Source organism: Pseudomonas putida S13.1.2 (assembly GCF_000498395.2).
Taxonomy (GTDB): domain Bacteria; phylum Pseudomonadota; class Gammaproteobacteria; order Pseudomonadales; family Pseudomonadaceae; genus Aquipseudomonas; species Aquipseudomonas putida_Q.
Genome location: NZ_CP010979.1, coordinates 2,026,258 through 2,051,034, shown reverse-complemented (window position 1 = coordinate 2,051,034; position 24,777 = coordinate 2,026,258). Strand labels below are relative to the sequence as shown.

Here is a 24,777-nt window from a genome sequence, read left to right as displayed (position 1 = left end):
AATGAGTGAACCCGTGCAATTTCCGCTGGCCGCCGTTGTGGGTGCCGACGACCTGAAGCTGGCGCTGTGCCTGACCGCCATCGACCCGAAAATTGGCGGCGTGCTGATCGAAGGGCCGCGTGGCATGGCCAAGAGCACCCTGGCGCGTGGCCTGGCCGACCTGCTTGGCGAGGGCCCGTTTGTCACCTTGCCACTGGGCGCCAGTGAAGAACGGCTGGTCGGCACCCTCGACCTGGATGCCGCGCTGGGGCAGGGCAAGGCGCAGTTTTCCCCGGGCGTGCTGGCCCAGGCCGACGGTGGCGTGCTGTATGTCGATGAGGTCAACCTGCTGCCCGACACGCTGGTCGACCTGTTGCTCGACGTGGCTGCCAGTGGCACCAACCGCATCGAGCGCGACGGCATCTCGCACCGGCACAGCGCCCGCTTCGTGCTGATTGGCACCATGAACCCGGAAGAGGGCGAGCTGCGCCCGCAGCTGCTCGACCGTTTTGGCCTGAACGTGGCCCTGGAAGGCCTGCCTGAGCCTGAGGCCCGTCAGCAGATCATTCGCCGGCGCCTGGCCTTCGACAGCGACCCGCAGGCTTTCTGCACGCAATGGGCAGCGGCCCAGGCGCAGTTGCGCGAGCGCTGCCAGGCAGCGCGCCATGCCCTGGCCGGTATTGCCCTGGATGACCACGCGCTGGCCTGGATTACCGAGCGTTGCTACGCCGCCGGCGTCGACGGGTTGCGCGCCGACCTGGTGTGGTTGCGTGCGGCACGCGCCCACTGCGCCTGGCGCGGTGCTGCGGCCATCGAAGAAGTGGATGTCGAAGCGGTGGCCGAGTTTGCCTTGCGCCATCGCCGCCGCGTTGCGCCCCAGGCCAACCCGCCGTCGGCGCCGCAGCCGCCTGACCAGCAGCCCGGCCAGCAAAGCGCTGGCAACGCTGGTGAACAGGGCGGGCAGGGCGACTGGGGGGCATTGCCGGCGCAGCCGGTGGCTAGCGGTGCACGCCGCGAGGTACCGAACTGGGCAAAAAAGCCCTGAGCATCCCCCGGTCACCTGCAAAAGGGGCGGATGCCAAAGCGGGCGCAGGCAAGCAGAACGGTGCCAGCCGTGGTCGCGCGCGCAGTGCGGCAAGCGGCCGCGTGGCCTGGCTGCCGACCTTGCTCAAAGGGCGGCCACAGCAGCGCCAGGACTTGTGCTGGCAACACCGCATGGGCAAACCGGCAGCGTTGTGGCTGGTGATAGTCGATGCCTCGGCCTCGACCCGGCGCCACCAGGCGCTGACCCAAACCAAAGGGCTGCTGGCGGCATTGTTCGACCAGGCCTACCGCCAGCGCGCCCGCCTGGCCTTGCTGACCGCCAGCGGGCGCACACCGCAGTGGCAGCGCCATGGCCTGAAGGCTTCCGCTGCATTGCAGCCATGGCTACAGGCCTTGGGCGCCGGTGGCGGTACGCCGCTGATCGCAGCACTGGAACAGGCTCGGCATTGGCTACAGGTGCGTCAACGCGCCCACCCGGAAGAAGAGATACGCTGCCTGGTGTTTACCGATGGTCGCCTTCAGAAATGGGACGCCGTACAGCCTATGCCCTGTCCAACGTTGCTGGTGGACATGGAATTGGCACCGGTGCGGGTTGGGCGTGCGCAACGTCTGGCCGAACAATTGCAAGCCGATTACCAGCACCTGCAACAGTTCAAAGTCGTGGACTGAACAGCATTGATGCGACACTGTGTCGCAACCGTGAAAGTTGCCAGAACAGCAACTTTGCAGTTGAACAAGTGCGTGGCGCTGCACGCACTTGATTTGCCGGGCGATATTACTTTGGCATCGACCACGGTTGCAGGTCGTAACCTTTTTCGCACAGTTCGGCGCGCACCTCTTCGATCAGGCTGGCCCACTGGGCGGGGTCGGAGTAGATGCGCGAAGACACTTGCTTGCTGCCGATGCGGGTGCTGGTCCGGTCGATCACTGCCAGGCTCAACTCACCAGTGCCATTGGGTGCATCCCAGGCTACGCACTGGAAAGGTTCGAAGGCGTGGTCGGCAATCAGCAGTGCTTCGTTGACACGGAGCGGGGCATTCATGGTTCGGTCTCTCTATGGTCCCAAACATCGAAGTGAGTCCGCGTTGCTTTAAAGTCGCCTCAATGGTCGCGAAGTGCAGCGCGGGGTTATGTGTACTGATGCTCGTTGTCCGGGGGCAAGTCACACACTAGATGTAAAATTTTTTGTCAGGCTTGAATCCGTTCTTCCCTGCGCCGCCATGGGATGTCGTTAAAGTGCGAAAATTCCCGTGTCACATTGTAAAAAAATGCGTCAGCAGACAGACGGTAGTGGGCGCCGTCAACTTCGTTGCTACTGTTAAACGGGCGCCACAACTTGCTGTTTTACTTCATAAAACCAAAAACTGGCGCCAAGGAACGGTCATGCAACAGCTTGCCGCTCAACGTCGTTTGCTCATCGTCGACCCTTGCGACGACTGCCATCAATTACTGCCGGGCCTGCGTAACGCAGGCTGGGATGTGGACAGCTGCATGCTCGCTGCCGCGCTGGATCACCCCTGTGATGTAGGGTTGTTGCGCTTGCAGGCTTCGCACCTGAGGCACCCGGACGCGGTCAAGGACATGATCAAGCGCAGTAACACCGAGTGGATCGCGGTGCTCAGCGCCGAACAGTTGCGCATGCCGGCCGTCGGCGATTTTGTCTGCGAATGGTTCTTCGACTTCCACACCCTGCCGTTCGATGTATCCCGCGTACAGGTCACCCTTGGCCGGGCATTCGGCATGGCGCGGCTACGTGGCAAAGGGGCCGCCAAGGTGGACGACGCGACCCACGAACTGCTTGGCGAAAGCCGGCCGATCCGCGAGTTGCGCAAGTTGCTGGGCAAGTTGGCGCCCACTGAGTCGCCGGTGCTGATCCGGGGTGAAAGCGGAACGGGCAAGGAACTGGTGGCGCGCACCCTGCATCGGCAGTCGCAACGCAGCGAGCAGCCGTTCGTCGCCATCAACTGCGGGGCAATCCCCGAGCACCTGATCCAGTCGGAACTGTTCGGCCATGAGAAGGGCGCTTTCACCGGTGCCCATCAGCGCAAGACCGGGCGCATTGAAGCCGCCCACGGTGGCACGTTGTTTCTGGATGAAATTGGTGACTTGCCGCTGGAGTTGCAGGCCAATCTGCTGCGTTTTCTACAAGAAAAACACATCGAGCGGGTGGGTGGCAGCCAGCCGATTCCGGTGGATGCGCGGGTATTGGCCGCCACCCACGTGGACCTCGAAAGAGCCATCGAGCAGGGGCGTTTTCGCGAAGACCTGTATTACCGCTTGAACGTGTTGCAGGTGGTGACCGCGCCACTGCGCGACCGACATGGTGACTTGTCGATGCTGGCCAGCCATTTTGCTCATTTCTACAGCCTGGAAACCGGACGCCGGCCGCGTTCGTTCAGCGACCATGCCCTGGCGGCCATGGGCCGGCATGACTGGCCGGGGAATGTGCGCGAGTTGGCCAACCGGGTGCGCCGTGGCCTGGTGCTGGCCGAAGGCCGGCAGATCGAGGCGCAGGACCTGGGCCTGCAGACGCTGGACCAAGGGCAGCAGCCGCTGGGTACGCTAGAGGAATACAAACAGCGGGCCGAGCGCCAGGCCTTGTGCGATGTGCTTAACCGGCACAGCGATAACATGAGCGTAGCGGCGAAGGTGCTGGGGATCTCCCGGCCCACCTTCTACCGCTTGCTGCACAAGCATCAGATACGCTGACTGATCTGTCCGAGGGTCAGTGCGGCGCGCGCACGATGGTCTTCAGCAGGTCTTCCGGGCTGATGTGCCCCACTACCTGGGCCACCGCGCTGCCCGGGGTTGGCAGGTCGATGATGTGGCTTTTCATCTTGCCGACCACATGCATTTCGCACGGTTTGCAGTCGAACTTAAGGGTCAGCACTTCGTCACCCTGAATCAGCTGCATCGGTGCCACCTTGGTACGCACACCGGTCACGCCCTTGGCCTGCTTGGGGCACAGGTTGAAGGAGAAGCGCAGGCAGTGCTTGGTGATCATCACCGGCACTTCACCGTGTTCTTCATGGGCCTCGTAGGCCGCGTCGATCAGCTGCACGCCGTGGCGGTGGTAGAAGTCGCGGGCCTTCTGGTTGTACACGTTGGCCAGGAACGACAGGTGCGACTCGGGGTACACCGGTGGCGGCGTGGTCTCAGCCTTGCGCCCGCCACGCGGGTGCGCCTTGATGCGTGCCTCGGTCAGCGCCTCGATGGCTTCCCGGCGCAGGGCCTTGAGCTGCGAGTTGGGGATGAAGTACGCCTGCGGCGCGTCCAGCTCGATGCTGCTGGCGTGGTACATCGTGGTACCCAGCTGGCCGAGCAGGTCGTGCAACTGGTCCAGTGCCTGCTGCGGCTTGTTGGCCTCGCCGAACGGGCCGTCCAGGGCCACCTGGACGCTGATGCCTTCCTCACTGCTGAGGGTAAGCATCAAGCGCTGCTCGCGCAGTACAGCATGCCATTCCACACCAACCCGGCGCTCGGAGGAGGTGCGTTGCAGGGCCTGCTGCCAGTTGTGGTCGAGGTTGCGCGACAGCGGGTGGTTGGGCCGCAGCTTGTGCAGGCCTTCGGGCATTTCGTTGGGTTCGACGCGATAGCGGTAGCGCTTCTGGCCGTCTTCCTCGAACTCGCCACGTGGTTCGGCGATGTTGGCACGGAAACCCACCACTTCGCGTTTTACCAGCACATTCAGGCCGTCACCGTTGGTCAGTGGCACCTCGGTCACCACTTGCATGTCACGCTTGCCGACCTTTTCCACCACACCCACCGGCAGGCCGGTGAAGGTTGGCGAGTCGAAGGCGCCGATGTCGACTTTGCGGTCGGTCACGAAATAGTCGGTGCTGCCGCGGTGGAAGGTCTTGTCCGGGTCGGGCAGGAAGAAGTGCTCGGTGCGGCCGCTGGACGCACGGGCATATTCCGGGCGGCCTTCGAGAATGGCGTCGAGCTCTTTGCGGTAGTGGGCGGTGATGTTCTTCACATAGCCCATGTCCTTGTAGCGGCCCTCGATCTTGAACGAGCGCACGCCGGCATCCACCAGGTCGGCCAGGTTGGCAGTCTGGTTGTTGTCCTTCATCGACAGCAGGTGCTTCTCGAACGCCACCACGCGGCCCTGGTCATCTTTCAGGGTATAGGGCAGGCGGCAGGCCTGCGAGCAGTCGCCCCGGTTGGCGCTTCGGCCGGTCTGCGCGTGGGAGATGTTGCACTGGCCGGAGAAGGCCACGCACAGCGCACCGTGGATGAAGAACTCGATGGCGGCGTCGGTTTCGGCGGCAATGGCGCGTATTTGCTGCAGGTTCAGCTCACGGGCCAGTACCAGTTGTGAGAAGCCGGCCTGATCGAGGAACTTGGCCCGTTCCAGGGTGCGGATGTCGGTCTGGGTGCTGGCGTGCAGCTCGATCGGCGGGATATCCAGCTCCATCACCCCCAGGTCCTGCACGATCAGCGCGTCGACGCCGGCGTCGTACAGCTGATGGATCAGCTTGCGCGCAGGTTCCAGCTCGTTGTCGTGGAGGATGGTGTTGATGGTGGTGAATACGCGCGCATGGTAGCGGCGGGCGAACTCGACCAGTTCGGCGATCTCGCTGACCTCGTTGCAGGCGTTATGGCGTGCGCCAAAGCTTGGGCCGCCGATGTAGATGGCGTCAGCGCCGTGCAGGATCGCTTCGCGAGCGATGGCCACGTCACGGGCAGGGCTGAGCAGTTCCAGGTGATTCTTTGGAAGGGACATATCGTTATATTTTCGGGCTGCCACGGTTTAGGCGGGCATTGTAGCGGCGAAACGGGCTGGCGGCACCATCGGGGTGCCGGGAGGTGTATTGCTTTTACCGGCCCTATCGCCGGCAAGCCAGCTCCCACAGGAATTGCATAGGGCTTGAGGCCGATGCGGTCGAGGTGGGAGCTGGCTTGCCGGCGATAGGGCCCTTGCAGGTAGCTCAGCGCTTGGCAGCCATCGCCGTGACTTCTACGCGCATGCCTTCAAATGCCAGCGAAGCCACGCCCACGGCCGCACGCACCGGCCATGGTTTGCTGAAGAAACGCTGGTACACCTCGTTGAACGCGGCGCGGTCGGCCATGTCGGTCAGGTAGATGGTCAGGTGCAGCACGCGGTCCATGCCGCTGCCGGCCTTTTCCAGCGCCACTTTCAGCGCCTGCAGGGTGCATTCGCTTTGCTCGACGATGCCGCCCAGTTCCAGGCTGCCATCAGCGTGGGTCGGAATCTGGGTGGTGACCAGCACGCCGTTGAATTCGGCGACGTCGGAGGAAATCGACTCGGCGTCCGGGTCCGGGGTGTAGATGATGTCTGCATGTGCCATGGTGTGTTTTGCCTTGCTACGGAAGGAAAACGGCAAGCCTACGCGAGCAGGCGGATCGGGTCGAGGGCACCCCGGTGTTTGAAATGCGCGGCGTTCGCCGTCAGAATCGCGCCCCATTGCAAAGCCAGGGGCACACTTTGAACGAACAGACTTTGTCCAGGCGCCTGGAGCGCGTGGCTGCACATGTACCGCAGGGCGCGCGCCTGGCCGACATCGGCTCGGACCACGGCTACCTGCCGGTAGCGTTGATGCTGCGGGGTGTGATCGAGGCAGGGGTGGCGGGCGAGGTGGCGCAGACGCCGTTTGCCTCGGCCCAGCGCAACGTGCGCAGAAACGGCCTGCAAGACCGGTTAACCGTGCGCTTGGCCGATGGCCTGGCAGCGGTGGAGCCGCAAGACCGCATCTCGGTGGTCAGCATCTGCGGCATGGGCGGCGACACCATGTGCGAGATCCTCGAGGCCGGCAAGCAGTGCCTTGGCGGCGTGACGCGCCTGGTACTGCAGCCCAATGGCGGTGAGCGTGAACTGCGCCAGTGGCTGGCGGGCAATGGTTACCAGATCGTCAGCGAAGAGCTGCTGCGGGAAAACCGCTTCGACTACGAAATCATCGTCGCCGAGCCGGGCACGGTGGTGTATAGCGCTGAACAGCTGTACTTCGGCCCAGTGTTGATGCAGGAAAAAAGCGAGGCGTTTGTGGTCAAGTGGCGGCGCATGCTGCGGCAGAAGCAGCAGACCCTGGCCAATTTCCAGCGGGCCCGCGATGCGGTGCCTCAGGCGAAAATCGACGATTTCAATCAGCAGGTGGGCTGGATCACCCAGGTACTGGCCTGACTCACTGTTGCGAGCAATTGCCCATTTCGCGGTAGTCGATTTCGCGCTTCTGGCCCTGGTGGTCGACATACACCATGTGCGCAGTGCCAACCTGGCAATCGGCGGCGTTGCTGGCCGGGGTGATGGAGATGACCTTGGCCACGTCCAGCGGCATGCCGTACTCATAATTGTTGCTGGCAGGCTTTGCATTGCCCGCATCGGCAAGGGCACCAAAAGAGGCAAGGGCGGCGGCAACGGCAAGGACAGCGATCGAACGTTTCATGGCAGGCTCCTTTTCTTCAATGTATGACTAATGATGTATTCATTGGTCATCCACAATAAATGGGCTGTTCCGTGATAGATTCCTGCCTGTAACGCAAGAATAAGACTGAACAAGGAGCACACCCTCATGGACATGCTGCATGCCATGCGTACCTTCGCCCGTGTGGTGGAATGTGGCAGCTTCGCTGCGGCCGCCAATGCGTTGGATATTTCCGCGGCACAGGTTTCGCGCATCGTTGCCGAGCTGGAGAACCAGCTGCAGACCCGCCTGCTGCACCGCACCACCCGGCGCCTGCGCATGAGCGAGGCGGGTGAGCGGTTTCTGGAGCGGGCGCGGCAGATCATGCTGCTGACCGAAGAGGCGGTGGGTGAAGCCCGCGGTGCGCACCTCACGCCTCGCGGCCATTTGCGTTTGCATTGCCCGCACGGCCTGGGGCTGCTGCTGATGCCGCTGGTGGCCGGCTACAACGCGTTGTGCCCGGAAGTGGTGATCGAGCTGACGTTGTCCCAGCGCAACCCTGACCCGCTGGCCGAAGGGCATGACGTGGTGATTACCGTGGACGGCGCGCTGCCGGATTCACAGCTGATTGCCGTCCCGCTTGGCAACATCTTCAGCATCCCCTGCGCAGCACCCAGCTATCTGGACCGCCATGGGGTGCCTGAGCGCCCTGAGGACCTGCATGGGCACCGCTGCCTGCGCATGGCGTATCCCATGTATGAAGGCGACTGGGTATTCCCCCAGGGTGTGGATCAGTGCGTGATCACACCGAGTGACAATTTCTCCACCAACGTTGCCGACGCCATGCTGGTGGCCAGTGAATTGGGCATGGGCATTGGCCTGTTACCGTTCTATACGGCCAGCCAGGCGATCGAACAAGGGCGTTTGTGCAGGCTGCTGGCACCGTACCGCCTGCGCGAGAGCGCGCTGTATGCGATGTACCCGTCACGGCATTATCTGGATGCCAAGGTGCGTACGTGGATCGATTACCTCAAGGAGCAGTTGCCGGCGTTGTTCGAGGGGCATACGAAGGTGGTTGATGATTCGCGGTACTGGCGATAGATGGGTTAACGCTGGCCCCTGTAGGAGCGGCCTTGTGTCGCGAAAGGGCTGCATAGCAGCCCCCGGATTGCAGGGCCAATGCAAGAATTGCTGGGGCCGCTTTGCGGCCCTTTCGCGACACAAGGCCGCTCCTACAGGTATTGCACGACGCTTTAAAGGGGATAGTGCTTCAGCTCGCGTGCAATCAGCATGCGCTGGATTTCGCTCGACCCTTCATAGATCTGGGTAATCCGCGCATCCCGGTAATAGCGCTCCACCGGGTAATCTTCCAGGTAGCCATACCCGCCATGCACCTGGATCGCCATCGAGCACACGCGCTCGGCCATTTCCGAAGCGAACAGCTTGGCCTGCGAGGCCTCCGACAGGCACGGCTTGCCGGCGCTGCGCAGGCGGGCGGCATGCAGGATCAGCAAACGTGCGGCGTTCACCTGTACCTGCATGTCGGCCAGCAGGTTGGCGATGCTCTGGTGCTCGTTGATCGGTTTGCCAAATTGCACCCTGTCGCGCGAGTAGACCAGCGCCGCCTCGAACGCGGCGCGGGCAATGCCCAACGCCTGGGCGGCGATACCGATACGGCCGCCTTCAAGGTTCGAAAGGGCGATGGCCAGGCCCTTGCCACGCTCGCCAAGGATGTTGGCAGCGGGGATGCGGCAATTGTCGAAGGTGACCGCGCAGGTGTCGGAGGCGCGGATGCCCATCTTGTGCTCGCTGCGGTCGACCTTGAAACCCGGGTTGTCGGTGGGCACCAGAAACGCCGAGAGGCCCTTCTTGCCCAGCTCCGGGTCGGTCACCGCGAAGACGATGGCCAGGCCGGCGCGGCGGGCATTGCTGACGAACTGCTTGGCGCCATTGATTACCCACTCGCCGTTGACCAGCTCGGCGCGGGTGCGCAGGTTGTGCGCCTCGGAGCCGGCCTGCGGCTCGGTCAGGCAAAAACAGCCGATCACCTCACCGCTGGCCAGGCGCGGTAGCCATTGCTGTTGTTGCTCGGCAGTACCGTAGGCCAGCAGCGGGCCGCAACCTACCGAGTTGTGAATGCTCATCATCGCCCCGGTGGCGCCGCAGCCCGCAGCGATTTCTTCCACGGCCAGGGCGTAGGCGACGTAGTCGGTGTAGCTGCCGCCGAAGTCCTCAGGTACCACCATGCCCAGCAGGCCCAGTTCGCCCATCTTGCGCACCACGCCGTCATCGATCCAGCCGGCCTTTTCCCAGGCCTGGGCGTGCGGGGCGATCTCGCCACGGGCAAAGTCCCGGGCCATGTCGCGGATCATGATCTGCTCTTCGCTCAGTTCAAGGTCTTGCATCTGTGTACTCCCGGGCTCACAGGCCTTCGAAGAATTGGTCAACCCGCTGCTGTTGCAGCGCGGCCAGGGTCGGCGGGTTCCAGCGAGGCTGTTTGTCCTTGTCGATGATCAGGGCGCGTACACCTTCGATGATGTCGCCGTGCTGGAACCACTGGCGGTCCAGGTGCAGCTCCATGGCAAAGCAGTCTTCCAGCCCCAGCTGGCGACCGCGGCGCAACATCTCCAGGGTAACCGCCATGGCCAGCGGTGAGCGGCTTTCCAGCTGGTCGGCGACGGCCACGGCCCAGGCATGGCTGTCACCGATACTGACCGCACGCAATTGCTCGACAATGGCTTGCAGGTTGGGCAGGGCGAAGAAGTGGTCGATGACCGGGCGCAGTTTTTCCAGTGGTGCATCTTCCAGCGCCTGGGTACCGAGCGTGGCCAGCAGGTTCTGCAGGTCCTTGAGCGGGTTGTCGCCAAAGTTCAGCTGGTTCAGGCCCTGGTCAAGGGCGGCGAGTTGGTCACTGGCCAGGTACCAGTCGGCCAGGCCGCAGTACAGGGCGTCGGCCGCCTGGATCTGGGTGCCGCTGACGCCCAGGTAGATGCCCAGTTCGCCGGGGATACGTGACAGGAAGTAGCTACCGCCCACATCGGGGAAGTAGCCGATACCGACTTCGGGCATGCCCAGGCGGCTGCGCTCGGTGACCACGCGCAGATCACAGCCTTGGGCCAGGCCCATGCCGCCGCCGAGGGTGAAACCGTCCATCAGTACGAGTACCGGTTTGCGGTAGCGGTGGATGAGCAGGTCGAGGGCGTATTCCTCGACGAAGAAGGTTTCATGCAGCGTGTCGCCCGCTTTGAAACTGTCGTGCAGTGATCGGATATCGCCCCCCGCACAGAAGCCTTTGGGGCCTTCGCCGCGTAGCACCACGGCGCGCACCTGTGGGTCCTCAGCCCACTGGTCGAGGTGCTGGCGCAGGCTACGAACCATGTCCAGGGTCAGGGCATTGAGGCCGGCGGGGCGGTTCAGGGTCAGGTGGCCAACCTGGTTGCGGACCTCGGCCAGTACATGATCGGTTGCCGAGGTATTAGCTTGCGCAGTCATTGCGTTCTCCCTGCTTTGTTATTGATTTTCCAAGTGAAGTCTGGAATTCGCTGGAGGATCGCAGGATCCTGTCATGCGAATTTGCCTTGCACAATCGACAATTATGCAGGGGCATCGTGCATTTTTGCCGGGGGCCAGTCACTTGGCGGGGCAATTCGTTAACCTGAGCGTAACGAATACGCCGGTAGCTTGATTGATCCGCCAGGCAGCACAGCCCTAAGGTGACCTCCACGACAGCGAACCTGTGGAGTCACCATGACAATAACTCAGAATCCACCGCCGCAATGGTCGCGGCGGCGCGCCGAAAAGCAGCGCCGCCTCGATCGGGTCCGTCACCTCGCCGACGGCGTGGTGCTGCCCACCGAGCGTATCGTCGAAGCCCTCGAACTGCTGCTGGCCCCGGGCGACCGGGTGGTGCTGGAAGGCAACAACCAGAAGCAGGCCGACTTCCTTTCGCGCTCGCTGGCCAAGGTCGACCCCGGGCGCCTGCACGACCTGCACATGATCATGCCCAGCGTCAGCCGAGCCGAGCACCTTGACCTGTTCGAGCGCGGCATCGCCCGCAAGCTCGACTTTTCCTTCGCCGGCCCGCAAAGCCTGCGCATCGGCCAGTTGCTGGAAGATGGCCTGCTCGAAGTCGGTGCCATCCACACCTATATCGAGCTGTACTCGCGGCTGCTGGTCGACCTGATCCCCAACGTCACCCTGGTGGCCGGCTTCATGGCCGACCGTGACGGTAACCTGTACACCGGCCCCAGCACCGAAGACACCCCGGCACTGGTGGAGCCGGCCGCGTTCAGCGACGGTATCGTCATCGCCCAGGTGAACCAGCTGGTGGACCGCGTGGATGACCTGCCACGGGTCGATATCCCGGCGTCCTGGGTCGATTTCGTGGTGGTCGCCGACCAGCCCTTCTATATAGAACCGCTGTTCACCCGCGACCCGCGCCACATCAAGCCGGTGCATGTGCTGATGGCGATGATGGCCATTCGCGGCATCTACGAAAAACACCAGGTGCAGTCGCTGAACCATGGCATCGGCTTCAATACCGCCGCCATCGAGCTGATCTTGCCCACCTACGGCGAGTCTCTGGGCCTGAAGGGCAAGATCTGCCGCAACTGGACGCTCAACCCGCACCCGACCCTGATCCCGGCCATCGAGACCGGCTGGGTGCAAAGCGTGCACTGCTTCGGCACCGAGCTGGGCATGGAGGATTACATCGCCCAGCGCCCGGATGTGTTCTTCACCGGCCGCGATGGCTCGCTGCGATCCAACCGCATGATGTGCCAGCTGGCGGGGCAATACGCGGTCGACCTGTTCATTGGCGCCACCTTGCAAGTGGATGGTGATGGCCATTCCTCGACCGTGACCCGCGGCCGCCTGGCCGGCTTTGGCGGGGCGCCGAACATGGGCCACGACCCGCGTGGCCGGCGCCACGCGACCCCGGCGTGGCTCGACATGACCGTGCCAGAAACCCTGCTGGAGCGCGGCCGCAAGCTGGTGGTGCAAATGGTCGAGACCTACCAGGAAGGCGGCAAGCCCACCTTCGTGGAAACCCTCGATGCCGTGGAAGTGGCCAGGAAGGCCGGGATGCCGCTGGCGCCGGTGATGATCTACGGCGACGACGTCACCCACCTGCTGACCGAGGAGGGCATTGCCTACCTGTACAAGGCCCGCAGCCTGGAAGAACGCCAGCAGATGATCGCCGCCGTGGCCGGGGTTACCGCCATTGGCCTGCGTCACGACCCCAAAGACACCCTGCGCATGCGCCAGCAAGGCCTGATCGCCTTGCCCGAAGACCTTGGCATCCGCCGCACCGACGCCAGCCGCGAGCTGCTGGCCGCACGCAGCATTGCCGACCTGGTCGAGTGGTCCGGCGGCCTCTATAACCCGCCTGCACGGTTCAGGAGCTGGTGATGAAAGCGCTCTTTCTCGAACTCACCCAGGTTCCTGTGGGAGCGGGTTCACCCGCGAAGAGGCCAGCCCAGGCAACCGAAATTCCTCTGGCCGACCACCTCGCCGACCTGGCCGTTGAAGCCCTGATCGACGAAGCCGACCTGTCCCCCAAACCCGGGCTGGTCGACCGCCGCAGCAACGGCGCCCACAAGGACATGACCCTGACCTTGATGCACGCATCGGCCCTGGCCCTGTGGCCATGCCTGCGCAATATGGCTGAAGCCGCCCAGTCCATCGGCCAGGTTGGCCAACCCCTGCGCGCCGCACTGGGCCAGCTCGGCCGTGAAGGCGAGGCCGCGATGCTTGCCGCCACCCACGGGGTAAACACCCACCGCGGCGCGATCTGGGCATTGGGCTTGCTGGTTGCATCCAAGGCCCTTGCCCCTCAGGTCGACGCCACTACCCTGGCCGTGCGCGCCGGGCGCATCGCGCTGTTCGACGACCCGGCCATGCCGCACCAGAACAGCCACGGCTTGCAGGTCCGCCACCGCTACGGCACCGGCGGCGCCCGCGAACAGGCACAGCAAGGCTTCCCCGCCGTCATCGGCCACGGCCTGCCACAACTGCAGCGCAGCCGCGCCGCCGGTGCCAGCGAGCAGCACGCCCGGCTCGACGCGTTACTGGCGATCATGAGCGTGCTCAGCGACACCTGCGTGCTCTGGCGCAGCGGCCCGGCCGGGCTGGCTGCCGTCCAGCAAGGTGCCCACGCCGTACTTGCCGAAGGCGGCAGCGCCACACTGGCGGGGCGCCGGCAACTGCGCCAGCTGGACCGGCAACTGCTGCACCTGAACGCCTCACCGGGCGGCGCCGCCGACTTGCTGGCCGCCTGCCTGTTCCTCGACAAAGCCGGGAGCCTGTGACATGGAAACCCTGAATTTTCAATTCCCCGCCGCCGAACCGGGCCGCGGCCGCACGCTGGTGGGTTGCGTCAGCTCCGGCGACCTCGAAGTGCTGATCGAGCCTGGCACTGCCGGCAGCCTGCACATCCAGGTGGTGACCTCGGTCAACGGCAGTGGCGCCCGCTGGGCGCAGCTGTTCCAGCGCCTGTTCGAGGGCCGTGCGTGGCCGGCCGTGAACATCGACATCCATGACTTTGGCGCCACCCCGGGCGTGGTGCGCCTGCGCCTTGAGCAAGGCTTCGAGGAGATTGCCCATGACTGACACCGAACGCTTGCTGCGCAGCCGCAGCTTTGTCGAACTGGGCGCCCGGCAGCGGGCGCGTGCCGTGCTCGACCCTGGTAGCTTCCGGGAGTTGCTGGGCCCGTTCGACCGGCTGATGTCGCCTTGGCTGCCACGCCAGGGCATCGTGCCTCAGGCCGATGACGGTGTGGTTATCGCCAAGGGCCGGCTGAATGGGCGCCATGCTGTGGTCGCGGCCATCGAAGGTGGGTTCCAGGGTGGCAGCATGGGCGAGGTGGGCGGTGCCAAGATTGCAGGCGCGCTGGAACTGGCCATCGAAGATAACCGCAATGGCATCCCCACTTGCGCCGTGTTGCTGCTGGAAACCGGTGGTGTGCGCCTGCAGGAAGCCAACCTGGGCCTGGCGGCGATTGCCGAAATCCAGGCGGCCATTGTCGAGCTGCGGGCCTTGCAGCCGGTGATCGGCCTGATCGCAGGTTCGGTGGGCTGCTTTGGCGGCATGTCCATTGCTGCGGGCCTGTGCAGCCACCTGCTGGTTACCCGCGAAGCACGCCTGGGCCTGAACGGCCCGCAGGTGATCGAACAGGAGGCCGGCATCGACGAATACGACGCCAAGGACCGTCCCTTCATCTGGAGCCTGACCGGCGGCGAACAACGCCATGCCAGCGGCTTGGTGGACGGCTATGTGGCCGATGATATCGATGCGCTGCGCGAACGCTTGCTGCAATTGCTCGACACACCCTCCAAAGACCGCGCCAGCCAGCACGCCTGGTTCCTCGACCGGCTGGCCCGGCTGGGCGAAGACTGCCCGCAACTGGATGCCGCCGCCGTGCGCGCCCTTTACCAAGGAGAAGCCCAATGAACCGTGCCTTGAACTGGCTGCCGGGCCTGGCCGGCGGGCAAGCCTTGCCAGGTTACCCCGCGTCGTTGCGGGTGATCGACGGCGAACTGGACAACCGCCTGGCGCGCTTCATCGCCGTGGTGCCGGATGCCGACAACCCATTCCCCCGTGCCCGCTCGGGCGAGGTCGGCCTGCTGGAAGGCTGGGGCCTGGCCAAGGCGGTGAGCGAGGCGGTGGAGGCTGACCGCAACGACCAGAAGCGGGCCATTGTCGCGGTTATCGACGTGCCCAGTCAGGCCTACGGCCGCCGCGAGGAGGCGTTGGGCATTCACCAGGCATTGGCCGGTGCCGTGCAGGCCTACGCCCAGGCCCGGTTGGCCGGGCACCCGGTGATCGGTCTGCTGGTCGGCAAGGCCATGTCCGGTGCCTTCCTTGCCCACGGCTACCAGGCCCAGCGCCTGATCGCCCTGGACGATGCCGGGGTCATGGTGCACGCCATGGGCAAGGCGGCTGCGGCGCGGATTACCCTGCGCAGCGTCGAGCAATTGGAGGCCCTGGCCGCCGACGTGCCACCCATGGCCTACGACCTGGCCAGCTACGCCTCGCTGGGCCTGCTGTGGCGCCGGCTGACAGTGGATAACGCCGAGGCACCGAGCGCCGCCGACATTGCCCAGGTGCGTGCCTGCCTGGCAGAAGCGGTGCGCGATATTGGTAGCTCCACCGACCTGTCGTCGCGGCTGGCGGGAGAAAACCGCAGTGCCTCGCGCCAGGTACGCGAACAGCTGCGCCGCCAGTGGCAGGGCGCTTGAGATGAACGCGCCAAGGCCGCACGACCTGCTGTGGGGGATGCCCGTGGCGGGCTTGCCCGCAGACGCGCCGCAGTGGGCCCAGGACGTGCTGGCAAGCGGCCGGCCAGTGGTGGTACGCCGTGCCTCCTGTAAGGATGGCTGGGTGGCGGTTGGGGTGCGTGGCCAGGGCCGGGCGCAGCGCTTGGGTGCGTTGATGCGCCTGGCCGATATCCAGCGTCAGCAATGCCCTGAAGCGTTGCGTGTGCACCTGCAAAGCCCATGGCCTGCGTTGCAGGCACTGGCTTCGGTCGCCCCGGTATTGCAGGCCAGCGGCCTGGCCTGGGGGCCGACGGGCGGGGTGGGGTACCAGATTGCGACCGGCATTGAAGTGGTACATGCCGACAGTGACCTGGACCTGCTGCTGCGCACACCACAACCGCTGGCCCGTGCTCAGGCGCGGGAGCTGCTGGATATCCTCGACTGCGCGCCGTGCCGTATCGATGTGCAACTGGAAACCCCGGCAGGTGCCATTGCCTTGCGCGAATGGGCCGGTTTTGCCCGCCGCGTGCTGCTCAAGTCGCCCCATGGCCCGCGCCTGGTCAGCGACCCTTGGGCAGTGATGGAGCGTGCCGCATGAGTAGCCTGTTCGCCTTCCCCGGCCAGGGAGCCCAGCAGGAGGGCATGCTGCAGCGTCTGCCTGACGGAGGCGGGCTACTGCTGGAGGAGGCCAGCGATACCCTCGGCCAAGCTGCGCTGGCGCTGGACAGCCGGGAGGCACTGCAGTCTACCCGCGCTGTTCAGCTGTGCCTGCTGCTGAGTGGCGTGGCCTGGGCACGCTGGCTGATGCAGCGCAGCCCTGCGCCGGATTACGTGGCGGGCTTGTCGATTGGCGCCTATCCCGCGGCTGTCTCGGCGGGCGCCCTGGGTTTTGCCGATGCCGTGCGCCTGGTCTCCCTGCGTGGCGAGCTGATGCAGTGCGCCTATCCGCAAGGCTACGGCATGACCGCACTCAGCGGCCTGGACCTGGCCAGTGTCGAGCGTTTGCTGAACGAGGTGGGGGGCGAGGTGTTCGTCGCCAACCTCAACAGCGATAACCAGATCGTCATCGCCGGTAGCGATACCGCGATGGCTGCGGTCGCCGCCAAGGCTCGCCGCCAAGGCCAGGGCGTGGCCCGACGCCTGGCAGTCAGCGTGCCGTCGCATTGCCCGTTGCTGGCTGGGCCGGCAGCGGAACTGGCCAGCGCCTTCGCCACGGTCGAGTTGCAGCGCCCACGCATTACCTACCTCAGCGGCAGCAGCGCGCGGCCTGTGTTCGACCCACAGCGCCTGCGCGACGACCTGGCGGGCAACATGGCAAGGGTGGTCGACTGGCGCGCTACGTTGCGCAACGCCTTCGAACGTGGCGTGCGCCTGCACCTGGAAATACCACCCGGCAGCGTGCTCAGCGGGCTGGCCCGGGCAGTGTTTGAACAGGGCAGGGTGGTGGCCGTGGAGGGTACACGGTGGGACACCCTGGATGCGCTGCTGCGCCAGGAGGTGGCTGACGACCGATGATGTCAGTCGGCAGACGCTGTCATTCTGGGAGCTGTCCTGTTTTGAATCTGGAAGCTTGTGCGACCCCTGTGGGAGCGGGCAAGCCCGCGAACACGGGCGAAGCCCGTGCCATCCACCGAGGCGCCTGCTTCGCGGGCACGCCCGCTCCCACAACGACCGTGCAGGCCGCATCAATGTGTGTTTACGAAGAACAACAACAAGCAACTTCGACACTACCTGAGGACAACAACAATGATCATCTATGGTGTGGCACTGCTGGCGGTCTGCACGCTTGCCGGCGTTATCGTCGGCGACTTCCTGGGCGTGTTGCTGGGCGTCAAATCCAATGTGGGCGGGGTCGGCATCGCCATGATCCTGCTGATCTGCGCACGGCTGTACATGCACCGCAATGGCGGCATGAGCAAGGAGTGCGAGTTCGGCGTGGGCTTCTGGGGGGCCATGTATATCCCGGTCGTGGTGGCCATGGCGGCCCAGCAGAACGTGGTCACCGCCCTGCACGGCGGGCCGGTGGCGCTGCTGGCGGCAGTGGGCGCGGTGCTGGTGTGCGGCGCGACCATCGCCCTGATCAGCCGCAGCCATCGCGGCGAGCCTTTACCCGCGCTTGAACCCACCCCGGAAACCCGCGCGCAGGTCGCCCCTGCAGGAGGTCGTTGAACATGTGGCCGATTATTGAAAATGCCCTGGAACACAACGGTCTGATCACCGCCTTTGCAGTAGTAGGCGCGATCATGTGGTTGTCGGTTTTGCTGTCGAAATACCTCACCTTCGGCCGGGTGCACGGCTCGGCCATCGCCATCGTCATCGGCCTGGTGCTGGCCTGGGTCGGCGGCACCCTTACCGGTGGCCAGAAAGGTCTGGCCGACATGGCGCTGTTCTCCGGTATCGGCCTGATGGGCGGGGCTATGCTGCGTGACTTCGCCATTGTGGCCACGGCCTTCGAGGTGCAGGCCACCGAAGCGCGCAAAGCCGGGATGATTGGTTTGGTGGCGCTGTTGCTGGGCACCGTGCTGCCCTTCATTGTCGGCGCGGCAGTGGCCTATGCCTTCGGTTACCGCGATGCGGTGAGCATGACCACCATCGGCGCGGGGGCGGTGACCTATATCGTCGGGCCGGTGACCGGGGCGGCGCTGGGTGCGAGTTCGGACGTGATGGCCCTGTCGATTGCCACCGGGCTGATCAAGGCGATCCTGGTGATGGTGTTCACCCCAGTTTCTGCGCGCCTGCTGGCCCTGGACAACCCGCGCTCGGCGATGGTGTTCGGCGGGTTGGCAGGGACGGTGTCGGGGGTGACGGCCGGGCTGGCCGCGACGGATCGGCGGCTGGTGCCGTATGGCGCGTTGACCGCCACCTTCCATACCGGGTTGGGGTGCCTGATGGGGCCGTCGATTCTGTACTTCTGCGTACGCGGTCTGGTCGGCTAAAAGGCTGGCATGCCACCTTTGTAGGAGCGGCCTTGTGTCGCGAAAGGGCCGCAACGCGGCCCCGGCAATCTATGCTGCGAAGCTGAAATCGTGGGGGTGCTTTGCACCCCTATCGCGACACAAGGCCGCTCCTACAAAGGGTGGTACCGCTGCCGGAAACGCTACCCCCCAAATCGGGGAATAGCGCCGGGTGATCCTCCCCAATTTGTTTCGGTTATCTTCATAACCATCTGAAATAAAAGGAAATATACTTCTGGCACACACCTTGCTCCACACCTCCGCAGAGTTCCCGTGTCTTGGAGGTGCAGCATGTCTACGCCACGCAAAGGCCCCCTTCTGTCATCACTCGTTCTGGCCCTGTTAGGCTGGGAATCGACCAGCGAGGCGGCCGTGCAGTGCCAGCGCACCTTGGTCGCCAATGTGGTGGCACTGGACCAGCCACTGATGTTCAACCGCCTTGGCGCGCAAAACGCCAATGGCATGATGTTCGCGCTTCGTGAAGATGTGGTGGACGACAAGCAAGTCCCCCTCGGCAAGGGCGGGGCTGCGGTACCGGGCAAGGTCACCCTGCGCCCGGACAAGCGCCCACGGCCGATTGTGCTGCGGGTAGCCGCCGGTGACTGCCTCACGGTCAACCTGACCAACCTGCTTGCCTACCAGGCCAACCCCAACAAGCACGGCATCGATCCTGAAGAAAACGAAGCCGAAGGCGAAGAGGAAGGCGAAGAGGAAGGCCCGGAGAACGAAGTCGAGAACGAAGGCGGTGAGAATTTCGTCGCTGATGAGCAGGTAAATGACCGGCATGTCGGCTTCCAGGTGAACGGCATGCAGGCGGTCAACAGCATTGGCGATATCGCCGCCAACACCGGCCGCAATGGCAACTTCCTGGTATCGCCCGGCAACACCCGCAGCTACACCCTGTACGCCGAGCGCGAGGGGGCCTTTGCTGCCACCAGTCAGGGCGCTACTTTTGGCGGCCAGGGTGGGGCAGGTAACGTCGCCAATGGCCTGTTTGGCCAGGTGGTGGTCGTCCCCAAAGGTGGGCGAACCTTCCGCAACACCTTGACCGAAGAAGAAATGCGCCTGGCCACCACCGGCCGCACCGCCACCGGCCAACCGGTCATCGATTACCAGGCCCGTTACCCGCAGACTCAACCGTGGATCAGCGAGGGCAAGGCCGGCAAGCCGATCATTGCCATGGTCGACGGCAATGAAATTCTCAACAGCGAGACCGACGCCATTGTCATGGGGCCGAACCCGGACGGCAGCTTCCCGCGCTCGACCTACCCGCTGGAAAGCGTCAACAAGCGCAACCCCGCATTACCCAACCGCCTGGAAGCGTTCCGCGATTTCGCCTCGCAGTTTGCCGATGAAGTGGCCGCCACCCAGGCCTTCCCGGGCTACTGGGCGGACCCGGTGATGGGCCATGTGCTGGAGCCGACGCGCGATTCGTTCATGATCAACTATGGCTCTGGCGGCATGGGCGCCGAAGTGGTCGCCAACCGCCTGGGTGTGGGGCCCATGCATGATTGCCTGTCGTGCGCCTACGAGGAATTCTTCCTCAGCGCACACACAGTGGGCGATATCGGCACCCTGGTGGACGTACCGGCCAACGTCGGCCTGGAGAACATTCGCCCAGGCCAGACGCCGCCGGCCAGCGCCGTGGGGGTCAAGGCCAGCATGGCGCTTTACCCGGCCGAGCCAGCCAACGTGCACCACAGTTACATTGGCGATTTCACCAAGTTCCGCAACACCCACAATGGCCATGAGCAGCACATCTTCCACCTGCATGGTCACCAGTGGCTGTTCAACCCCAACGACGACAACTCCGACTACATCGACGCCCAAGGCATCGGCCCGGGTATCGGCTACACCTACGAGATTGCCAACGGCGGTTCGGGCAACCGCAACCGCGTGGCGGGCGATGCCATCTACCACTGCCACTTCTACCCGCACTTCGCCCAGGGCATGTGGGCCATGTGGCGGGTACACGATGTGTTCGAAGAAGGCACCCGGCTAGAAGTGAGCGGGCAGGGCGAGAATGGTTTCCACAGCACCCCGTTTGCCCTGCGCAGCGGCAAGCCGGCTGCTGGCGCCCGGGCATTGCCGGATGGCGAAATCGTTGCCGGTACGCCGATCCCGGCCATCGTGCCGCTGCCTGGCAAAGCCATGGCGCCGATGCCTGGCAAGGTGGTGGTGGTACCCAAACTGTCTGAGCAACTCGTCGCCGCCAACGACGATGATGACGAAAACGAGGACGAAGGCGATGACGACCACGCCAGCCCGGCGCCGGTGCGCAAAGCCGTCGGCTCACTGGCGCTGGTCGACCGCACTGATGCCAACCGCAACGCCGATGGCACCCTGAAAAACCCAGGCTACCCGTTCTGGATCGGTGGCATGGAAAGCAGTGTCGGTAACCGCCCGCCAACCCCGCCACTGGACATGCTTGACCCGGCCCTGGCCCGGCAGCTGAAAGACAGCGGCAACGCCCTGTGGGCCAACCTCGACGCCAACCAGGTCGATGGCTGGGATGGCGGCCTGGGCCGTCATGCGCTGGACGGTGTATCTGCCGGTGGCGAGGCCGTGACCACCACCACCAAGCTGGACTTTTCCAAGGTGGTGCACAAAGCCAAGCCCATCTACCTGCCCGAAGAAGGAACCGATGTCGAGCAGGCCGCCATGCAGTTCCACGCCAAGGCCGAGCACCCCAGCTTCGCCCTGATCCCTGGCAGCCAGCCGGTGGCCAAGGCCTTCCGCACCAACGGCGCCTTGCCCACTGCCGGCGCGCCGTTCTACGAGCCGTGCATGGATGACCGCGGCAAGCGCCTGACCCAAACCTCGGGGGTAGGCGAGTTTGCGAGCGGCGAGAGCCTGACCGGCATGAGCTTCCGTGGTTCGTCCACCTTCACCGCCGACCGCCCGCGCATCTACAAAGGTGCCAATATCCAGTTCGACGCGGTGTACAACAAGGTCGGCTACCACTTCCCGCAGGCGCGTATCCTGGCGCTGTGGGAAGACGCCTGGCCGGTGATCACCAAGCAGCGCCCGCCAGAGCCGCTGGTGATGCGCATGAACACCTTCGACTGCACCATGTACACCCACACCAACCTGATCCCGTCGTACTACGAAATGGACGACTACCAGGTGCGTACCCCGACCGACGTGATCGGCCAGCACATCCACCTGCCCAAGTGGGACCTGACTGCCGCCGACGGCTCGGCCAATGGCTGGAACTATGAAGACGGGGTGCTCTCGCCCGGCAGCGTGGTCGAGCGTGTGCATGCCATCCGCGCCTACAACGGCTGCACCGAGGGCGACAGCCGCGATGGCACCGCCGCGTGCCCGAAAGCCAAGCAGCACCCGTACTTCGGCCGCTTTGGCCGGGCCGACTGGCTGGGTGCGCGCACGGCCATGCAACGCTGGTTTGCCGACCCGCTGGTGAACGTGAACAACGTCGATCGTGGCCTGGGCACCATCTTTACCCACGACCACCTCGGCCCATCGACCCACCAGCAGCTCGGGCTGTATGCAACTGTGCTGGCCGAGCCCGCCGGCTCTACCTGGTACCACGCCGAAACCGGCGAGCAGCTGTACAACCCGGCCACACGCCAGGACGGCGGGCCGACCTCGTGGCAAGCGGTGATCAAGACGGGCGACCACGATGGCGACGGCAAGAACGACAGCTACCGTGAGTTCTTCCTTGAGTACAGCGACTTCCAGCATGCCTATGAAGCGGGCGTGTACGTGGGCGCAGGCCCGGACGGCATCCCCAGTGGCCAGGCCTACCCGGCCACGGCGGACAGTTTCCGCTACGCCATCAACCCGCCGGTAAGGCAGAAGGCATCCAACCTGCTTGAGTCGGTAGTCGAATCGCGCGGTGGCCTGGCCCCCGGCTGCCCAAGCCGGCCTTGCCCGCAGGCGATTTCGGTGGATGACCCGGGCATGTTCGTCGTCAACTACCGCAACGAGCCGCTGGCCCTGCGGGTATTCGACCCAAACAAGGTCGGCCCCGATGGCAAGCGCGGCATGCAGGCAGACGGCCTGGCGGGCGACCTCAGCTATGCCCTGCAGAGCCGTACCGACCGTGCGATCCCGGCCATGAACATGGCGCCTTCGGCGATTACTTCGGCGGTGGGCCCTACCGGCGGCACCACACTGTTCCCACCCCACATCAACAAGGCCGGCAGCGAGCCGGGTGACCCGTTCACGCCCATGCTGCGCACCTACTCCGGGGACAACGTACGCCTGCGCCTGCACGCCGGTGGCCACGAGGAGGAGCACAACGTGACCCTGCACGGTGTCAAGTGGCTGCAGAACGGTTCGGGCTTTGGTAACAGTTCCAACTCGGGCTGGAAGGCCTCGCAGATGATCGGGATTTCCGAACAGATGGGCTTCATGGCGCCGGTGTCGATGATTTCCAGTTCTGCTGCCACCAACGGCGATTACCTGTACGCCATGGACGCAGCCCTGGAAGGCTACTGGAACGGTATCTGGGGGGTGATGCGCAACTACACCGCACAACGCGCCGACCTGTTCCCGCTGCCGAACAATACGCAACCCGTGGCCATGCGCAATACCGTGAACTTTGACGGCATCTGCCCAAAAACCACGGCCAACCCCAACGGCATCGGTACCCGTACCACCGTCAAGCGCAGCTACGAGATTGTCGCGGCGCTGGCCAACGACATCCTCGAGAACCGCAACGGCGTCAGCATCAACGACCCGGCCGGTGTCGGCCAGCATGTCGGCGGCCCGCTGAAGGCCAATGGCGGCACCCTGGTGTTCAACAGCCGCAAGACCAGCATCCCGCAGGTGACGGTTGTCGACGAGGAGGACGGCACCACCTTCACTGTGGGGGGCCACAGTGCGCCACTGCATGACCCGACCGCCGTGCTGTATGTGCGCAAGGCCGACCTGGACGCCACCACCGGCAAGCTCAAGGCCGGCGTGCCGGTGGAGCCCCTGGTGCTGCGCGCCAACGCCGGCGACTGCATCAGCATCACCCTGGAAAACCGCCTGCCACAGGTCATGCCTGACTTGCCAAGCACGGCCGTGATGCAGAACGTGGTCAAGCGTGACCGCTTCGACAGCGAAGGCTCTACCGCCTTCAACAACAACCTGATGCGGCCGTCCAGCCATGTGGGCCTGCATGCCCAGTTGCTGGCCTACGACATCACCAAGTCCGACGGTGCCAACGTGGGTGCCAACCCGGTGCAGACCGTGCCACCGCGGGTGGGCAACAGCGGTGCCTACCCAAGCCGGGTGTACCAGTACTACGCCGGCCACCTGGAGCGCGAGGGCAAACCGGTGCTGCAACTGGGCCGCACGGTGGACAACATCAACACCACGGCAATCGAGTTTGGTGGCCTGAACCTGACGCCGTCGGACTTCATCAAGCAGCCACAAAAAGGCCTGGTGGGTGGCATGAGCATCTTGCCGCAGACCGCGACCTGGACCGAGGACACCGCCAGCCGGGCCCAGGCCACGGTCAAGGTCACTGGCCAAGCCGATTACCGCGACCTGGTAACGGTGTGGCAGCGCTCGATGAACATGCGCTGGGCTGACGGCCGCCCGGTCGAAGGCATCGCCACCGAAGGCAATGGCGTGCCGGGGGACCCGAAAGACAACGGCAACATGGCCATGAACTACAAGACTGAACCGCTGTGGCTGCGGTTTGGCCTGGCGCCGGATGCACCGTTCGGCCATGCCGACGGCTTCGGCTTTGCCGATGTGCCCAACGCGCACATGGCCTACAGCAACGCCCTGGTTGGCGGTGACCCGCAAACCCCGGTGCTGTACGCCAAGCCGGGCCAGCCAGTGCGCAGCCATGTGCTGATGCCCAGTGGTGGCAGCCGCGGCATCACCTACCAGCTGGACGGTCACCTGTGGCCATTGCACAACTACCAGGCCGAGAAGAGTGACGTGGACGGTTACCCGATGAGCCTGCCTGGCATCGGTTCGGTGCGCTTTGGCTACAACCCGATGGCCATGTACATCGGTGCGCAGGAGAGCGTACTGCCAGCGGCGCACTTCAGCTTCATGCTGCCGAGTGCCGGCGGTGCCAACGCGGTGGCGGGTGACTACCTGTTCCGCGATTACGCCGCCTACGGCAACCTCTCTGGGCTGTGGGGGATTTTGCGGGTGACCAACGAAGCGCCGCCGGCAACGGCCCCGGCGCAGTGACGGAAGGGGAGCGCGAG

At 64.6% G+C, this 24,777-nt stretch carries 21 protein-coding genes; 15 read left to right on the top strand and 6 right to left on the bottom strand.

All coding sequences use genetic code 11. From position 1 onward, the window contains the following. Position 1 precedes the first annotated feature (1 nt). A complete protein-coding gene (locus N805_RS09265; protein WP_028613832.1) occupies positions 2–1,024 on the top strand; it encodes an ATP-binding protein in 1,023 nt (340 codons plus the stop codon). Between the two features lie 101 nt (positions 1,025–1,125). Further along, positions 1,126–1,692 (top strand): vWA domain-containing protein, encoded by a 567-nt coding sequence (locus N805_RS09260; RefSeq protein WP_028613833.1) that lies wholly within the window; start codon positions 1,126–1,128, stop codon positions 1,690–1,692. Between the two features lie 106 nt (positions 1,693–1,798). Here N805_RS09260 and N805_RS09255 read toward each other — a convergent pair whose 3' ends face one another. Beyond that, positions 1,799–2,065, bottom strand: a complete 267-nt coding sequence (locus N805_RS09255; RefSeq protein WP_013972506.1) for a hypothetical protein — start codon at positions 2,063–2,065, stop codon at positions 1,799–1,801. A gap of 341 nt (positions 2,066–2,406) precedes the next feature. Between N805_RS09255 and N805_RS09250 the strand changes: the two genes are divergently transcribed. Then, positions 2,407–3,732 carry a sigma-54 dependent transcriptional regulator gene (locus N805_RS09250; protein ID WP_046811314.1) on the top strand — a complete coding sequence of 442 codons (1,326 nt, stop codon included), beginning with the start codon at positions 2,407–2,409 and terminating at the stop codon, positions 3,730–3,732. 16 nt (positions 3,733–3,748) lie between these two features. On the opposite strand, the gene N805_RS09245 is transcribed toward N805_RS09250, so the two are convergent. Next, complete coding sequence (locus N805_RS09245; RefSeq protein WP_028613834.1) at positions 3,749–5,749, bottom strand: peptidase U32 family protein; 2,001 nt, start codon at positions 5,747–5,749, stop codon at positions 3,749–3,751. A gap of 205 nt (positions 5,750–5,954) precedes the next feature. Continuing rightward, entirely contained in the window at positions 5,955–6,335 is a 381-nt protein-coding gene (locus tag N805_RS09240) for a RidA family protein (protein WP_016499416.1), read from the bottom strand. A gap of 137 nt (positions 6,336–6,472) precedes the next feature. Between N805_RS09240 and N805_RS09235 the strand changes: the two genes are divergently transcribed. Continuing rightward, the gene (locus N805_RS09235; protein WP_028613835.1) at positions 6,473–7,165 is read left to right on the top strand and encodes a tRNA (adenine(22)-N(1))-methyltransferase; all 693 of its coding nucleotides are present in this window, start codon (positions 6,473–6,475) and stop codon (positions 7,163–7,165) included. A gap of 1 nt (position 7,166) precedes the next feature. Here the strand turns inward: N805_RS09235 and N805_RS09230 are convergent, their stop codons facing one another. Next, positions 7,167–7,427: a DUF2790 domain-containing protein gene (locus tag N805_RS09230; RefSeq protein ID WP_028613836.1), complete on the bottom strand. Its 261-nt coding sequence runs from the start codon at positions 7,425–7,427 to the stop codon at positions 7,167–7,169. A gap of 126 nt (positions 7,428–7,553) precedes the next feature. Between N805_RS09230 and N805_RS09225 the strand changes: the two genes are divergently transcribed. Further along, positions 7,554–8,486, top strand: a complete 933-nt coding sequence (locus N805_RS09225) for a LysR family transcriptional regulator (protein ID WP_028613837.1) — start codon at positions 7,554–7,556, stop codon at positions 8,484–8,486. 152 nt (positions 8,487–8,638) lie between these two features. Here N805_RS09225 and N805_RS09220 read toward each other — a convergent pair whose 3' ends face one another. Both N805_RS09220 and N805_RS09215 read right to left on the bottom strand, forming a co-directional pair. Continuing rightward, positions 8,639–9,790 carry an acyl-CoA dehydrogenase family protein gene (locus N805_RS09220; protein ID WP_028613838.1) on the bottom strand — a complete coding sequence of 384 codons (1,152 nt, stop codon included), beginning with the start codon at positions 9,788–9,790 and terminating at the stop codon, positions 8,639–8,641. 16 nt (positions 9,791–9,806) lie between these two features. Further along, entirely contained in the window at positions 9,807–10,877 is a 1,071-nt protein-coding gene (locus tag N805_RS09215) for an enoyl-CoA hydratase/isomerase family protein (RefSeq protein WP_028613839.1), read from the bottom strand. A 255-nt stretch (positions 10,878–11,132) separates the two neighbouring features. Here N805_RS09215 and mdcA point away from each other — a divergent pair, with 255 nt between their 5' ends. From mdcA to mnxG, 10 genes are all read left to right on the top strand, one after another. Continuing rightward, complete coding sequence (mdcA, locus tag N805_RS09210) at positions 11,133–12,794, top strand: malonate decarboxylase subunit alpha (protein ID WP_028613840.1); 1,662 nt, start codon at positions 11,133–11,135, stop codon at positions 12,792–12,794. Next, positions 12,794–13,693, top strand: coding sequence for a triphosphoribosyl-dephospho-CoA synthase (locus N805_RS09205; RefSeq protein WP_028613841.1), 900 nt, complete (start codon positions 12,794–12,796; stop codon positions 13,691–13,693). Before mdcA ends, N805_RS09205 begins: the two co-directional genes overlap by 1 nt. 1 nt (position 13,694) lies before the next feature. Continuing rightward, positions 13,695–13,994: a malonate decarboxylase subunit delta gene (locus N805_RS09200; protein ID WP_028613842.1), complete on the top strand. Its 300-nt coding sequence runs from the start codon at positions 13,695–13,697 to the stop codon at positions 13,992–13,994. Further along, the gene (locus tag N805_RS09195; protein ID WP_028613843.1) at positions 13,987–14,835 is read left to right on the top strand and encodes a biotin-independent malonate decarboxylase subunit beta; all 849 of its coding nucleotides are present in this window, start codon (positions 13,987–13,989) and stop codon (positions 14,833–14,835) included. The genes N805_RS09200 and N805_RS09195 overlap by 8 nt, the downstream gene beginning before the upstream one ends. After that, positions 14,832–15,623, top strand: a complete 792-nt coding sequence (gene mdcE / locus N805_RS09190; protein WP_028613844.1) for a biotin-independent malonate decarboxylase subunit gamma — start codon at positions 14,832–14,834, stop codon at positions 15,621–15,623. The genes N805_RS09195 and mdcE overlap by 4 nt, the downstream gene beginning before the upstream one ends. A gap of 1 nt (position 15,624) precedes the next feature. Continuing rightward, entirely contained in the window at positions 15,625–16,239 is a 615-nt protein-coding gene (locus N805_RS09185) for a malonate decarboxylase holo-ACP synthase (protein WP_028613845.1), read from the top strand. Next, a complete protein-coding gene (gene mdcH / locus N805_RS09180; RefSeq protein WP_028613846.1) occupies positions 16,236–17,156 on the top strand; it encodes a malonate decarboxylase subunit epsilon in 921 nt (306 codons plus the stop codon). The genes N805_RS09185 and mdcH overlap by 4 nt, the downstream gene beginning before the upstream one ends. A gap of 231 nt (positions 17,157–17,387) precedes the next feature. Beyond that, the gene (madL, locus tag N805_RS09175; protein WP_028613847.1) at positions 17,388–17,810 is read left to right on the top strand and encodes a malonate transporter subunit MadL; all 423 of its coding nucleotides are present in this window, start codon (positions 17,388–17,390) and stop codon (positions 17,808–17,810) included. A gap of 2 nt (positions 17,811–17,812) precedes the next feature. Next, entirely contained in the window at positions 17,813–18,577 is a 765-nt protein-coding gene (gene madM / locus N805_RS09170) for a malonate transporter subunit MadM (protein ID WP_028613848.1), read from the top strand. 309 nt (positions 18,578–18,886) lie between these two features. After that, positions 18,887–24,760, top strand: coding sequence for a manganese-oxidizing multicopper oxidase MnxG (gene mnxG / locus N805_RS09165; protein ID WP_046811313.1), 5,874 nt, complete (start codon positions 18,887–18,889; stop codon positions 24,758–24,760). The last annotated feature ends 17 nt before the right edge of the window (positions 24,761–24,777 follow it).